Source organism: Candidatus Omnitrophota bacterium, from assembly GCA_018894435.1.
In the GTDB taxonomy this organism is placed as follows: Bacteria; Omnitrophota; Gorgyraeia; order JAHIPI01; family JAHIPI01; genus JAHIPI01.
The window spans coordinates 1-15,698 of sequence record JAHIPI010000071.1 but is presented as its reverse complement, the minus strand read 5'-3'; the positions used below and the strand labels follow the sequence as shown (position 1 = coordinate 15,698).

Genomic DNA, 15,698 nt, shown 5'->3' with positions numbered 1-15,698 from the left:
TGCGGTAGGAGAAGGTTTTAAAAATTTTATTCCCTCGTTGATGCATACTGAAATAAAATTTGTTACTTTTGGCATACTTATTAGTTTTTTATCTGCTGCTTCTGAAGAAATGGCATTCAGCGGTTTTGCATATCCAGCATTTCGAAAGAAGTATGGTATTCTGCTCGGTTTATTGATTACCGCATCTGTATTTTGGTTTATGCATTTTCAATTGGGATTCCCAAAGTTTTTCATTGTTAATTTTGCGACACACTTTATTCCGGGTATTTGTTATGCTTATTTATACGAAAAAAGAAGATCATTAATTACTCCTATAACGGCACATTTTATCTCAAATATTTTGGCCAAAATAATTTGAACTTAGTTTAAATAGAAACGTTTTCCAACCCAATCGGGGAACTGTACCCCCAAGCACATTTTGCCCTTTGACTTCGCTCAAGGCTAAAAATAGCTTGGGATTTTTTATGCGAAGGAGTATAATTATGTAGCGGTCCATGATAATAAACAATAGCTTTCTGTATAATGCGATAATATAGGGTGAAATTTATGTTTACACCTAATAATACACTCAATATAATAATTATCCTGGCTCTTTTGGCTGTAGCAACGGGAGCCATAGTTGTCATGGTCCGGGGTAAAAAAAATAAAACAAAACTCGAAAGCGAAATATCCGACTGGGAAATCGTTGAGTCTTTAGGGTTTTTCATATGCATAACGGTATTATTCGATAAAATAGGTGCAGTACTCACATTTTTCCTTGCAATAGGATTAGGCTTAATACTTAGGAGTAGAGATAAAATTATAAGGTTACGCATTAAAAAAGAAATTGAGAATAAAAACTTGCCAGAAAATAGCAAAGATACGTAGTTATTCCACACATCATAGTTACTTATCAATCCTTTCCTATTACCTAAGCATTTTGCTTGGGATTTTTTATTTTAGGGGGTATAATGTGTTTTATGAGCAAAATTAAATTGAAAGTTTTAATAAATCATAAATTATGGTTAGCCCTCTTAATTTCCTGCCTTCTCGTCTTAATTTTATTTGTTGGAAAATATGCAGGAAGCAGATGTTGTTATGGAATAGGGACTTTAAATAATATATGTGGTTTTCGCGAGAAAGCTATTTATTATTACGATAATGCAATCTTTTTAGATCCAAAGTATGCCGATGCCTATAGTGATAGAGGGTGGACATATGACAAGCAGGGACTTTTAGATAAAGCCTTGGACGATTACAGTAAAGCCATTACCTTAAAACCAGATTCAGCGCGGTCGTATCTCAACAGGGCAAGCTTGTACGCTCGTAGCCATAACACTGAAGCAGCTATTAAAGATTATTCAAGAGTTATAGAATCACAACCGAATAATAGCAGGGCCTATTTTGGGCGCGGTGCTGTATATCATTTGGCAGGCCGTCTTGACTTGGCTAAAATAAATTATGATGCCGCTTTGAAGGTTAGCCCAGACAGGAGCGATATTTTATTCAGCAGAGGAAGCATTTTAATCGCACAAGGGCTTGTTGATAAGGCAGGTGCAGATTTTTCGAGAGTAATAGAATTAGATCCAAGTAATGAACTAGCGTACAACGCAAGGGGAATGATATATAACCTCAAAGGAATATACGGAAAAGCCCTTAACGATTTTAACAAAGCAATCGAGTTAAAACGTGATTTTGTTGATGCATATTATAATAGAGCTATTGCATATCAAGGCTTGGGTCAGCACGATAGGGCTATCGGCGATCTTACTAAATATTTGGAAACCGAACCCGATATAACCTTCGCCCATTTCCTTCGAGGCAATTCATACTATCAATTGAAACAATTTGAAGATGCTTTGAAAGATTATAGTGAAGCGATAAGAATCTCTCCGGATGAAGTTGATTTCTACCGAGGGCGAGCACATGCCCTGTTCGATCTAGGAGAACAGGATAAGGCGATTGTCGATCTGACAAAGGCGATAAAAATAAATAGTGATGATGCAGAAATTTATTGCGATAGAGGGGTGCTTTACGCTTCGATGAAGCAATGCGAAAAAGCGATCGCTGATTTTACATATGCCATAGAAAAGGATCCTAAAAATTTTGAATATTATTTTTTTAGAGGAGAAGCCTATTATGAACTTAGTCGTTTCGATGAGGCAATAGCAGATTATACGAAAGTAATCGAAATGCGTCCGGACTATACGGAAGTCTATATTGCCAGAGGATTAGCTTACCATGATAAAGGAGAAGAAGAAAAAGCCATAGCCGACTATAAAGCAGTATATGGTAATGAATAAACCATAGCAGGGACTATATGGTTAAGAAGCATAAAAAGGGCGCTATATTTTGGGGATTATTGCTAATTGCTATGGTTTCAGGCGCGTCTTTTGACTGTGTTCATGCTGACATCGTAAAACTTAAAAGCGGTGGAAGAGTAGAAGGCATAATTCGCGAAGAGTCCGACGGTAAAGTGCGTGTAGAGGTAAAATCCGGAAAGATCACTTTTAATAAAAGCGATATAGAATCTATAGAAAAAGCAAGCCAAGCTTATAATGACTCCTTGAAAGCAAGGTGGGAGAAAGAAAAAAGCGCAACAAAGACGATGGTTACGCCTAAAGCGCCGGTCTCTCCGACCGCAGCACCGCCTAAATCCCTACCTCAGCCAGTCAAAACAGAAGCAAAGCCAATTAAGCCCACAGTGCAAGCTCCTGCAAGAAAACCCGGCGCAGTTAGCATTGTAAAGTGCAATGATGGTGTTCATTCCTATGCCGTCTGCTTACCATCAGATTATGAAAAAAGAGGAGAATGCCCTGTTCTTTTCTGCTTTGATCCTGGTGCTAATGGCACGCAGGCGGTACGCAGGTTTGCTTTCGCCGCAGAAAAATACGGTTGGATAGTGGTAGGCTCTCTCAATGCTCAAAACGGGCCTTGGGAGCCCATTCTAAAGGCACAATCAGCAATGCTCCACGATATACCTAAGCGATATAAGACTGATGATAAGAAATACTATGCGGCCGGTTTTTCCGGAGGTGCACGTATGTCCTATACAATAGCATATAACAATCCTTCAAAGTTCAGGGGTGTCATCGCTTGCGGCGCCGGCTTTGGTCAGGGTACTATAAGCAAAAAAGTTGCTGTCTATAATTGTGTTGGGCAGTCAGATTCAAACATTGACGAAGTAAAGAAAGCCCGCGCCGAGTTGCAGAGAAAAGGCGCTAAGTCAGAATTAAATGTCTTCTCTGGCGGACACGACTGGCCGCCAGACATTGTCCTGAAACAAGCTATAGATTGGATAGCCAAGAAATAAACCCATGCCTTGAAAAGCAGGGCTGCTCGCTTCCGTAAATCACTTATCCTTTTGTGTACTTTAATTAAGGGAACATAAAGTAAGATTTTCCTTGACAAATTCTCATTGTTTTGCTACTCTGATAGCACTATGGAAACAGCGGGAATATGGAATTTTAATAAGGCCAATGAAAAATATTGGTCTTTTTCTATTTATGGAGGCGTAAGATGAAACTCAATGTGATGTCTAAGAATTTTAAGTGCGTGTCAGTAGCGCTTTTATTTTTTGCACTAAGCGTAATCTTTTGTCATGTTTCATTAGCAGAGATTGAATGGCAGAGGGAATATGGGGCGATGGTGGATGGGGAGTATGCTACGGGGGCATATGCGGAAGGAATAGATAACTCAAGGCCCGCACTTGTAGACATAGAGAATGACGGCGACAGCGATATGTTTATAGGAAAACTGGATGGTAAAATCACTTTTTACAGAAATGATGGTACGCCAACAGCTCCCTCGTGGGAGTTTGTCACCGGAAACTACGGTTCTATAGACGTGGGTTCTTATTCCGTTCCCACTTTTTGCGATATAGACGCTGATAGCGACTATGATATGTTTGTGGGAAATGGCAGTGGCAATATATATTTCTATAGGAATGATGGTACAGCAAGTGCACCTATATGGACATTAGTGACGAATAATTATGAATCTATTGACGTGTGGGGTATCGCCACGCCGGTATTCTGCGATATAGATTCGGATGGCCTGTATGATATGTTCATAGGGGAGAGTGACGGATATATTCATTATTATCGAAATGTCGGCACATCATCGAGTCCTGCCTGGTCGTTTATAACGGATAGATACAATTTCATACTACTGAGCGGAAATGCCCCCACCTTCTGCGATATCGATTCGGATGGTGATTTTGACATGTTTATAGGGGAAAAATACGGACATATCTACTTATATCGCAATGATGGCACACCTTTTTCTCCTTCGTGGACATTGGCGACCGACGACTACAACTCTATTTACGTGGGAACCCGTAGCACCCCTACTTTTCGCGATATAGATAATGACAGTGATTACGATATGTTTATTGGCGAAGAGAATGGTAATATCACTTTTTACCGTAACGATGGTACAGCAAGCTCCGCTCTTTGGGCGCTCGTGACCGAAAGGTATCATCCGATACAAATAGGCGATAACAGCGTGCCTACCTTCTGTGACATAGATTCTGATGGCGACGATGATATGTTTGTCGGTGAGTGGAAAGGAGCCATTAAATTCTATCAAAACGACGGTGCTTTATCTTTCCATTCGTGGACAGTCGTAAGTGAAAATTACGATTCGATAGATGTGGGGTATAAGAACGTACCCGTGTTTTGCGATATAGACAATGACGGCGATTATGATATGTTTATAGGGGAGATGGATGGCAATATTAACTTCTACCAAAACGATGGCACTTCGATATCGCCTTTGTGGACATTAGTAACCGATTACTATAATTCTATAAATATCGGTAGCGGTAGTGCGCCAGCTTTCTGCGACATAGACGGTGACGGAGATTATGACATGTTCATAGGTGAATCCGGGGGTAATATCAACTTTTACCGGAATGATGGCACTGCGACATCTCCTTCATGGATATTGGTGACCGCGTATTACAATTCTATAAATGAAGGCCAGCATATTGTTCCAACTTTTTGTGACATAGATGATGATGGCGATTACGATCTTTTCGTAGGCGTAAACAGTATACATTTCTACCGCAATGACGGCACTCGATATTCTCCTTCATGGGTGTTAGTGTCCACGAATTACAATTCTATTAACGTAGGACTTCTCAATGCACCATACTTCTGTGATATAGACAATGACGGCGATCTTGATCTATTTATAGGAGAAAGGTACGGCGGCATAAACTTTTGGCGCAACATGACAATCGCTAACACGTACTGGACATTGAACATGGCCGAAATGCCATGGTATAAAAATACAGCTCCTTATTATTCAGCCGGTGCTGCTATATGCCGAATGATTTTAAACTATATAAGGGAAGGTGCAGGCGAATCCTTGCTGACGCAGGATGAGATATATGAATATGCACGAAACCCTCTCCCCTATGATGGAACTGAGCTTACTTCGGATGAAATAGATAAAGCACTTGGACATTTTGACCCATATGACTATTTAGTATCCAATGGCTTTGACGGTTATGATTCCCGCCCTGATGGTAATCCCTATCAAGGATATAACTACACAGTGGATACCTATAATTTCGATGCAATAAATGAATATATGCGTGATATATGCCACTGGATGGCGTATACAGTTACACAAGAAAACTGGTGGGATGATGGGGCATTGGTGGCAAGGCCCAATACCCCTGCCGCAATACCCATATATGGCTCGTATGCTAATTGGGTTGCTGTAAAAGGATGCGTGACGAGTGAAAACCCATGTCCTCAACCTCATACGAATCCATGGAATACCCCAGACTTTACTGTTTATGGCTTCTGGATGAAAGATCCCAAAGTGAGCGGCATAGGGCAAAATACTTATAAGACTGCTGCAGAATGCGAATCCACATACTTCCTTCCTTTAGTGACGGGTGATGCCTATGATGGGTTGTTTTTACAAGTAGCGGAACCTCCCGCGGAGATGAGTAATGCTAATATTGAAATACCAAAGCCAACCACAGATTTGGCAAACCTTGACTTTATAGGTGTTGAGACTGTAACAAAGGATTCTGGTGAAAGCAGCCCATTGATGGCAATGTCCTTAAACGTGACTTCAGTAGAAGCAAGTAAGCCCTTGATAAGGAAGCAAAGCTGGAGAGATTTGGTTGACCCGCATCTTTTAACGGATTCCGAAGCGGTGTTAGCTTTTGAGAATACTGAAATGGGTAAGCCTGTTTTTATCGAGAGGGTGGTTGAGGACTCAGACTATTATCTGGTGCCTTTTGGTAAACGCATTAAAGGAAGATTCTTAGCTTCGGCAGTCATTATTCTTGATGCATCCGAAGGATATTTTAAGGAAGCAAGCTGGACGGACAAGCCCGAAGAGATGTTAAAAGTAAATGAAAAGAAGGCACTTTGGCTTGTCCGGAGGGATGTAACAGGAGATTTTCTCAAAGAGCTAAAAAGTCTTCCGAAAAAGCCAGCCAAAAACTATTTATTACGGCAAAGGGAATTATTGCGAGAGCATAATCAATTCCTTCACAAGATGAAGGACGCAGATATTGTTCTTGTGTGGGAACCCGATGGCTATTCTTCTTCTCCGTATAAACCATATTGGGAAATAGATATAAATGGCTCTATTTGGTATGTGACTCAAGCTGAGAAAATAATAAGAGCAGATTAAGCCGATGTAAATGCGTCGATCTTTTATTATGGGAGGACTAAATGAAATTTAATCAATCTCGAAAAGACATTATAACATTTTCAGCATTTCTTTTCTTATTTGTATTTAGTGTCATTTTTTGTTCTTCTTCAATAGCGACTGAATGGCAGCAAGAATACGGGGTAGAATTTAATGGTAGTTATTCCTCCGAAACCTATCGTGGCGGGCTAAGTTATTCACAACCATCATTCGTTGATATAGATAATGATGGAGACTATGATATGTTTATGGGGCAAAGCAGCCGTCCCATATGGTTCTATAGAAATGATGGTACCGCAATTTCTTCATCGTGGACATTCGTTACCAAAGATTGTACGCCAGATATAGATAAGAATAGTCCCTATACGAATACTTTTTGCGACATCGATGATGACGGGGACTATGATATGTTTGTAGGATCTTGGAATGGAACCATATCCTTTTATCAAAATGATGGCACCTCCTCTTCGCCTAGTTGGGCATTTATAACCGATAATTATAATTCTATAAATGTTGAGCATAAAAGTACCCCCACATTTTGCGATATAGACAATGATGGGGATTATGATATGTTTGTAGGATCTGTTTTTGGCGATGTTTATTTTTATAGGAATGATGGAACTCCAAGCGTAGCTTCATGGGCGCTGATATCCACCGAATACAACTCTTATTATGCCAGTAACAGTGTGCCCGTTTTTTGCGATATAGATAATGATGGTGACTTTGATATGTTTATAGGAACGGATCAGGGCACAATATTGTTTTATGAAAATATAGGTACACCCACTTCACCTAATTGGTGGCGCGCTTCATATGCGTATGCTAATTTGGATGTTGGAGAATACTGTGTACCTCGTTTTTGCGATATAGACGGAGATGGTGATTACGATTTATTTTTAGGAGATATGATAGGTAATGTTCGTTTTTACAAAAATACCGGAACCCCTACATCGCCGTCGTGGTCAGCAGGCAAAGAAAATTATCTCTCAATTATAGATAATGGATCCTTGGGAAGCCCTGTATTTTGCGATATTGACGGTGATGATGATTATGATATGTTCTCAGGACAGGGATATGGAGCTATATATTTTTATAAAAATAATGGTACTGCAGATTCTCCGGCATGGACACTTGTCGATGATAAGTTTATTGTTTTGCAATTCGATTCCCCATATCGAGGATATGGATTAGTAATCCCTACTCTTTGCGATATAGACGGAGATGGTGACTCGGACATATTTATAGGAACAAGCTGGAATACAACGGCCTTTTATAGAAACGATGGTACAATAAATTCTCCTTCCATGATTTTTATTAACGACAATTATTTTTCTGATGAACCAGTATCATCCCGGCGTAGCGCGCCAGCATTATGCGATATCGATCATGATGGCGATTATGATTTTTTTATTGCAAAATCCGCTAATTACGAGGGGAACGGGAACATATGCTTTTATAGAAATGACGGCACACTGAATGCGCCATTATGGACATTAGTTACGGAAAATTATGCTTCGTTTGCGGGAGAAAGATCTCCGAAACTTACGTTTTGCGACATAGACAATGACGGCGACTATGATATGTTTATAGGTGGAGAATCCGGTGTCCTTACTCTATATCAAAATGATGGTACGCCATATTCGCCGTCGTGGACCTTAATTACGGATAATTATGAGTCTATAGATGTGCTTAGTTACAGTGCACCAGCTTTCTGCGACATAGATAATGATGAAGACTATGATATGTTTGTAGGTGAGATCGGCGGTGGTATATACTTTTGGCGAAATACAAGTGTCGATAACATAGCCCCGGCTCCCGTAACAAATTTTTCGGCTCAGCCAGGCATAGAACACATAATTTTGAATTGGACTAATCCAACCGATGCTGATTGGGCGGGCACAATAATTATGCGCAAGGAAGGCGATTATCCGCAATATGTTAACGATGGTACCGTTACATATGATGGCAAAAATTCGAGTTGTATGGATATTAATTACACATTGCCAGGAATTACCTATTATTATACTGCCTTCGCCTATGATAGTAAGAGGAACTATTCTGAAGTCGTGCCTTCTGCGCAGGGCATGGCAGCTGCGTTAGAAAGCCCCTTCCAAAGAGAATACGGCGCTAAGGTCAACGGAAATTATCTTCCGGGTGCTTATCTTGGACAGGTAAGCGAAGCACACCCTATACTTGCCGACATGGACAACGATGGCGATATGGATATGCTAGTTGGTACTAAAAAGGGGTATATACAGTTCTACCGCAATGACGGAGATTCATATACACCTCATTGGGTGCTAATCAGCACTAATTATGACAGTGATAAGGGGTTATGGGCAAGGGAAGCTATTTCTCTATGTGATATAGACGGCGACGGCGATGACGATATGTTTGTAGGAGGGCAAAGCGGAACAGTAGATTTTTACCGCAAAGACGAGGATCTATGGGTCTATTTATGGGATTTTGGGCCTATAGATGTAGGGGATTATAGTGAGCCCGTATTGTGCGATATTGACAATGATGGTGATTATGACATGTTTGTAGGTGAACAATATGGACGCATTTATTTCTATCGCAATGACGGTTCCGCAATAGAACCCTCATTTATACTCATTTCTTCGAATTATGAATCAATAGACGTAGGGGATCGTAGTGTGCCTACCTTTTGTGATATAGATAGTGATGATGATTATGACATGTTTATAGGAAACTCCGCTGGCAAAATCAATTTTTATCGCAATGATGGAATACCGGGATCTCCCGCTTGGACATTTGTTACTAACGAATATAATTCTATTGATGTCGGCAACAACAGTACGCTAGTATTTTGTGACATAAATTCAGATGGAGATTATGATATGTTTGCCGGCAATGGAAATGGCGATATATTATTTTATGAAAATAATGGTTCTCCAACTTCACCATCCTGGGATTTCGTTATTAATTATACACATATAGATGTAGATTCGAATAGTGTTCCTGTATTTTGTGACATTGATGGAGACGGCGATCTTGATATGTTTATAAGTAATTGGAATGGCGCAATTACTTTGTATCGTAATGATGGGACAGGGGCAAGCCCATCTTGGATTTTTGTAACTGATAAATACAACTCTATAGAACGTCAAACGTATATCATGCCTTCTTTTTGCGATATTGATAATGATGGGGATTACGATATGTTTATAGGTGATATAGGTGGCCAAATCGACTTCTATCGTAATAATGGAACAGCAACCGAAGCTATATGGGCGCAGAAAATTTTCAATTATGCAAACATAGATGTAGGTTCATATAGTTCATCCACATTTTGCGATATAGACAATGATGGTGATTATGACTTATTCGTAGGGAATATTTATGGCGATTTATATTTTTATTGTAACGACGGTACGCCATCTGAACCACAATGGACATTAGTATCCGATAATTATGGTAACTTCAATATAGGATTTCTTATTCGTCCTTCGTTCGGGGATATCGACGGCGATGGTGATTACGATATGTGTATTGGGAATGAAAGGGCACATTTCTATTCTTATAGGGGGATTACAGATTTATTTGAAAATATAGGCTCTCCCGAATCCCCCTCTTGGGAATATATGATGACAATTAATTACCCCTTCTATAAAGGCGCCTATAGCGCTCCGACATTATGCGATATCGATAAAGACGGTGATGCCGATCTTTTTGTAGGAGATAGGGGAGGATACCTTGGTTTCTGGCGCAATATGACAATTACAAATACTCCGCCGGAGGTCACGATCTCATCAATAATACCAAATCCAGCATATAAAGGTGATAACGTAACTTTTACTGGAACAGCGGAAGATGAAGGCGATGAAATAATTGCGTATAAATGGATATCAAGTATAGATGGGCTGTTGAGTGAATCAGCATCATTTTCTACAAATAGCTTATCATTAGGTACTCACACAATTACTTTTGAAGCGCAGGATAATCATGGTGCATGGTCAGAACCTGCGATAACGATATTGGAGGTAAGACCTCTATATGAATTATCACTAAAGAATGGTGATACTGTCTCAGGCAATGTTTATGTAACTATGACTTGTAGGGGGACTACTGTACCATATTTTGCTTTTATGGTAGACCAGCAATATGTATCATCGAATCCATGGAGGACGCAATACTTCTTGAATGGGCCTCACATTGTATATTGCCAGTATCCAGACTTCGCAGCAAGGACATGGCGTAAAACCGATCCCATTACGATAAATGTGAATAACAGCATTTGTTATATTCCGAAAATAGTATCACCGAGTAATGGTTCAGAAGTATCGGGTAACGTTAACATTACTTTCAGAACAGATGGAGGCCAGGCGTATTTCGCGTTTATATACGCAAACAATAAGCTTATAGGATGGAAAAATCTTTATATGCAGCAGTCACCGCATACTTTTACATGGCAAACCGCAAAAATACCAAATGGCCAATATGATTTAAGAGTTGTAGCATATTATTTTTATGTAGGTGCCACTAAGTCGGAATCCGTAAGGGTAATTGTAAACAATTCTACAATACCAACTCCAATCATAAATCTCACATGTCCCAATCCAGCATCGGGAATAGTTAATGTCCACATATCAAGCAACGATGATATTGACTTTTTTGCACCAACGCTTTATGTAGATGGAAAATTTATCAGTTTTAAATGGTGGATGCCGTGCAATATTAGCTGGGATACGAGAAAGTTTACGAACGGCCCTCATAAGTTACATTTCCAAGCGTACTATAGACCGTTAAAGAAATGGTTGGTTGTAGAAAAGATAATAGAAGTACGAAATTAAATGTTTTTTACTGGTGAACCTATCTTGGAACCTGGGAAACCATAAGCCTTTCTAAATTCATAAATTGAACCCCAGATCTTTTTGATTCGGAACAGCAGATAATGATGCCTGATCTTTATTTCTGTTGTGCTGGGGTGATGGCCTAGTTCTCTTACAAGTTCTTCATATGTTTTTAGGGCTTTCCTTTTGTTTATTTCACTTTGAATATCGCGCATTGATATTTTGTATGTTTTCATTGCTTCTTTTATTTGCTCAAAGCTTGCCTTATGATGTTTACCCACTTTGGATATGCTCTCATATCTCAATAGACTTTCCAATAGCGTTTCCTTTGTAATGCGCAAATAAAAGGGTTTTTCCCTTGGCGGAAACTCAAATAGCCCTATTTCATCGCCCCTTATTAAAAACTGCCTGATTGACATGACCCCAATAGTTGTACCAGTTGTTATGCCACTGCTATTGTTTCTGGAGCAGGCGGCCGATAGCCAAGGGAACTGTGCGGCCTGAATGTATTATATAGCCTTCTCCAGCGCTCCACAAGCGTTTTTGCTTCAAGTAATGTATCAAAAATCTCAAGATTCAATATCTCGTCTCTTAGTTTACCGTTAAATGACTCGATGTAGCCGTTTTCCCATGGGCTTCCGGGCTCAATATAAAGCGTCTTCACGCCGCTTGTCCTTAGCCAGTCTCTCAACTTAGCCGCGACAAATTCAGGACCGTTATCCGATCTGATGTATTTCGGGAAGCCGCGGGATATAAATAAATCGGCCAATGTTTCTATGACATCTATGGCATTTATATGCCTTGACACATCGATGGTTAAACATTCCCTGGTATATTCATCAATAATAGTAAGCATTCTTAGGGCCCTGCCGTCCCTGGTCCTATCCATAACAAAGTCATAACTCCATACATGGTTTGGATATTCCGGCCTCAAGCGGACACATGAGCCGTCATTTAACCATAGTCTTTTACGTTTAGGCTGCCTCTTTGGTACTTTTAATCTTTCCCGACGCCATATCCTTTGTACGCGCTTATGATTTATCCTCCAGCCATCCGCTTTTAAAAGAGCTGTGATCCTTCTGTATCCATACCTGCCATACTGCTTAGCCAAATCAATAATTTGGGATGTTAACTTCAACTCTTCATCAGTAACAAGGGGCGCATATCTTTGCGTCGATCTTGGTTGCCCCAGGATATTACATATTCTGCGTTCAGAGACATTTTTAAACTTATCCCGCATTTGCTCAAATGCCCGGCGTCTCCTGACCGGGCTTAGAAGTTTCCCTCGGCTACCTCTTTGAGGATCGCTTTATCAAGCGATAAATCCGCAACGAGCTTCTTTAGGCGGGAGTTTTCTCTCTCCAGTTCTTTGAGCCTCTTGGCCTGATCGGCTTTCAGCCCGCCATACTCCTTGCGCCAGCGGTAATATGTATATTTGGAAATACCCATATTCCGGCACACCTGATCAATATCGAGACCTTTCGCCATCTGGACTTCGGCCTCGCGCAGCATTACTACGATTTGTTCCGCTTTGAATCTTTTCCTTGCCACAGTACACCCCTTTCTGGTACCATTATTTTAGCACAATCTCTGGTACTATTTAAAGGGTGCAGGTCAGTGTTTTTAATTATACAACCGAAATGGGTTATGACGACGTAGGAAATGCTACAAGCATAATGGACGCTAGTGGCAATACTACGACTTTCCAATATAATAGTTTGAATCAGCTTACGAAGACTATTTCAGCGGCGCCGTTTAGTTATGAAACAAAATACTCCTATGATGAAAATGGTAACTTAAAACAAGCAGATAGACAGACGGATGATCCGATTAATCCTTGGCAGACCATAATTTATACTTACACAATTTTGGATAGACTAGAATCAATTACGGATGATTTAGGTAATATCACGCATTTCGATTATGATTTGAATGAAAATAGAACTAAAATTACCGACGCCGAAAGCAATATTACGGAATATGTATATGATGAGAGAGATTTATTGTGGAAGGGTATACAGGCAAATAACGGAGAGCAATATATTACAGAATATGCCTACGATGATAACAGCAATCTCAGGGAAATAAAGGATGCAAAAGGCAATATAACGTCATATCAATACGACGGATTTGATAGGCTTAAAGTCACAATTTATGCCAACACAACGACAGAATTATATACATATGACGCTGCAAGTAACCTAAAGACAAAGACCAACCAAAAAAATCAACTTATTACCTATGATTATGATGCACTTAATCGTTTCGATCTCAAAACCTATCCCGATTTAAGTACCGTTGATTATGTCTATGACATGGGCTCACGGCTTACTAATGTTATCGATTCAAACGGTACTATTCATTACGACTATAATGAAGCAAATAAAGTACGTCAGGTTATTTATCCAGGAGCAGTTACAGTAGAATATCGATACTATCCGAATGGAAATAGAGAGCGCCTAACCTATTCGGACGCTTCTTATATAACTTATTGGTATGATGAATTAAATCGCCTTACCGATATAAAAAATTCCAGTTCACAAGTTATTACGCATTATGATTATGATGCGCTCTCAAGAAGAAAAGTAGAACTTTTAAACGGTACAGAAACAATATATGATTACGATGCTATAAGTCAGTTATCGAACATTACTAACCGAACTACGGGATTGACCACTATTTCTAGTTTCGGCTATCCAGTATATGATAAAGTAGGCAATCGTAAGACCATGGTAGTTAACAGCGCAGATACTCATACTTATACCTACGATAACATATATCAGCTTACAAACATTATTTATCCCGATTTCTCAAGCACAACTTATGACTATGACGAAGTCGGCAACAGGCTTTCTGTAATTAACGGGGGCACAACCGCTTATATTCCTAACAATATGAATCAATATGATTCGGTAGGCGGTGTTGCGTATATTTACGATGATAACGGTAACTTGACAAGCGACGGAGTCAATAGCTATGGATACGATTATGAAAATAGGTTAATTTCCGCAACGACACCGACACATGTTGCAATGTACACATATGACACATTTGGCCGGCGTATTTGTAAGATTATTGATAGCACTGTTACTAAATTTATATATAGCGGGGATCAGGCAATTTGCGAGACAGATTCCGCAGGAAGTATCACAGCTAAATACATTTACGGTATTGGCATAGATGAGCCGATACTAATAGAAATAGGTGGAGAAACATACTATTATCATTTCGACAGTTTAGGAAGCGTTGTAAATCTAACCAATTCTAGTGCCACGGTTGTTGAATCGTATTCCTATGATATTTATGGCAAACCCGCTGGTGCCAGTACAATCGGCAACCCATATATGTTTACTGGAAGAAACTATGATGCCGAGACAGGGTTATATTACTATAGGGCGAGATATTATGATACGAGACTCGGACGGTTTTTACAAGCGGATCCGATAAAATATTTGGGTGGTATAAATGTGTATTCATACTGTAAAGATAATCCAATAAATTGGATTGACCCCTTTGGGCTTGAAGTATATATAACAGGCCATCCGGTTGGTAAAGTAGGCGGTCATAGCGCAATAGCACTTGTTCCTGATAATGAAAAAGATTTTGCTAACGATCCTCGCTTTACCAGGAACCCACAAACAGGTAAACTAGAAGCAGATCTTAGTGGAGGTCGTTCTAAAGAGGGCATGTTAACACAATATCCTCATGATCTCGATAGAATGACAAATCCAGGTATGTCTAACAAACCCATAAAAGATCCTAAGGGACGTTCTGACACACAGTTGATCAACGATATTCTTGACTCTGCTAGTAAGTATGATAATGGTTTAGTTTATGACCCCTTAGCTCAAGGAGGATGTTATAATTCAAATTCTTATGTAAGAGGCGTGTTAAACGACGCCGGAATTAGTAATCCGCCATTACCAGAGAGTGGACATTTTTATCCGGGCTGGACACACCCAATCCCTTTACAGAAATAATTTATAACTCTATAATATCTGTTAACGATATTTAGGGAGGGGTAAATGAGAGAAATTAAATTTAATGTCATTGGCATTATAACTTTCATTATTTTTTTATTACTAGAATTTGTTATTGATATTGTTAAGGGAAGAGGTGGTAGTAGTGAAACTTTTTCATTACTTTTTATTGTTGGTCTTGTAGTAAGCTTAGTGTTGTTTCTAAAAGGAACCCATAAAGTACTGCTACATATTAATCCCTCTT

10 protein-coding genes are annotated in these 15,698 nt (G+C 39.6%); 8 read left to right on the top strand and 2 right to left on the bottom strand.

Annotated elements, in window-relative coordinates; genetic code table 11:
• The 6 genes from KKI13_05745 to KKI13_05720 form a co-directional block, all read left to right on the top strand.
• The coding region (locus tag KKI13_05745; GenBank protein ID MBU4488551.1) for a CPBP family intramembrane metalloprotease at positions 1-358 on the top strand (358 nt) is incomplete at its 5' end.
• A 188-nt stretch (positions 359-546) separates the two neighbouring features.
• On the top strand, positions 547-867 hold the full coding sequence (locus KKI13_05740) for a hypothetical protein (GenBank protein ID MBU4488550.1): 321 nt from the start codon (positions 547-549) through the stop codon (positions 865-867).
• 92 nt (positions 868-959) lie between these two features.
• Positions 960-2,282 (top strand): tetratricopeptide repeat protein, encoded by a 1,323-nt coding sequence (locus KKI13_05735; protein MBU4488549.1) that lies wholly within the window; start codon positions 960-962, stop codon positions 2,280-2,282.
• A gap of 17 nt (positions 2,283-2,299) precedes the next feature.
• Positions 2,300-3,292 carry a hypothetical protein gene (locus KKI13_05730; protein MBU4488548.1) on the top strand — a complete coding sequence of 331 codons (993 nt, stop codon included), beginning with the start codon at positions 2,300-2,302 and terminating at the stop codon, positions 3,290-3,292.
• 206 nt (positions 3,293-3,498) lie between these two features.
• Positions 3,499-6,642: a VCBS repeat-containing protein gene (locus KKI13_05725; protein MBU4488547.1), complete on the top strand. Its 3,144-nt coding sequence runs from the start codon at positions 3,499-3,501 to the stop codon at positions 6,640-6,642.
• A 41-nt stretch (positions 6,643-6,683) separates the two neighbouring features.
• Positions 6,684-11,474 (top strand): VCBS repeat-containing protein, encoded by a 4,791-nt coding sequence (locus KKI13_05720; protein ID MBU4488546.1) that lies wholly within the window; start codon positions 6,684-6,686, stop codon positions 11,472-11,474.
• Here the strand turns inward: KKI13_05720 and KKI13_05715 are convergent.
• Positions 11,471-11,893, bottom strand: a complete 423-nt coding sequence (locus tag KKI13_05715) for a hypothetical protein (GenBank protein MBU4488545.1) — start codon at positions 11,891-11,893, stop codon at positions 11,471-11,473. The two genes, KKI13_05720 and KKI13_05715, sit on opposite strands and share 4 nt — an antisense overlap.
• Before the next feature lie 23 nt (positions 11,894-11,916).
• Positions 11,917-13,025 (bottom strand): IS3 family transposase gene (locus tag KKI13_05710; protein MBU4488544.1). Its coding sequence is split into 2 segments (ribosomal slippage): positions 11,917-12,767 and positions 12,767-13,025, totalling 1,110 coding nucleotides; the frame shifts between segments, so codons are not numbered across the junction.
• A gap of 125 nt (positions 13,026-13,150) precedes the next feature.
• Here KKI13_05710 and KKI13_05705 point away from each other — a divergent pair.
• Together KKI13_05705 and KKI13_05700 are read left to right on the top strand one after the other, a co-directional pair.
• Complete coding sequence (locus KKI13_05705) at positions 13,151-15,454, top strand: hypothetical protein (protein ID MBU4488543.1); 2,304 nt, start codon at positions 13,151-13,153, stop codon at positions 15,452-15,454.
• Positions 15,455-15,499: 45 nt separating this feature from the next.
• Positions 15,500-15,698, top strand: a 199-nt coding sequence (locus KKI13_05700; GenBank protein ID MBU4488542.1) for a hypothetical protein, incomplete at its 3' end; no start/stop codon positions are given.

What these genes read in the sequence shown, in the direction of transcription:
- KKI13_05740 (MBU4488550.1), top strand. Translation starts at nt 547, where the DNA reads ATGTTTACACCTAATAATACACTCAATATAATAATTATCCTGGCTCTT.
- KKI13_05735 (MBU4488549.1), top strand. Translation starts at nt 960, where the DNA reads ATGAGCAAAATTAAATTGAAAGTTTTAATAAATCATAAATTATGGTTA.
- KKI13_05705 (MBU4488543.1), top strand. Translation starts at nt 13,151, where the DNA reads ATGGACGCTAGTGGCAATACTACGACTTTCCAATATAATAGTTTGAAT.
- KKI13_05725 (MBU4488547.1), top strand. Translation starts at nt 3,499, where the DNA reads ATGAAACTCAATGTGATGTCTAAGAATTTTAAGTGCGTGTCAGTAGCG.
- KKI13_05715 (MBU4488545.1), bottom strand. Translation starts at nt 11,893, where the DNA reads ATGTCAATCAGGCAGTTTTTAATAAGGGGCGATGAAATAGGGCTATTT.
- KKI13_05730 (MBU4488548.1), top strand. Translation starts at nt 2,300, where the DNA reads ATGGTTAAGAAGCATAAAAAGGGCGCTATATTTTGGGGATTATTGCTA.
- KKI13_05720 (MBU4488546.1), top strand. Translation starts at nt 6,684, where the DNA reads ATGAAATTTAATCAATCTCGAAAAGACATTATAACATTTTCAGCATTT.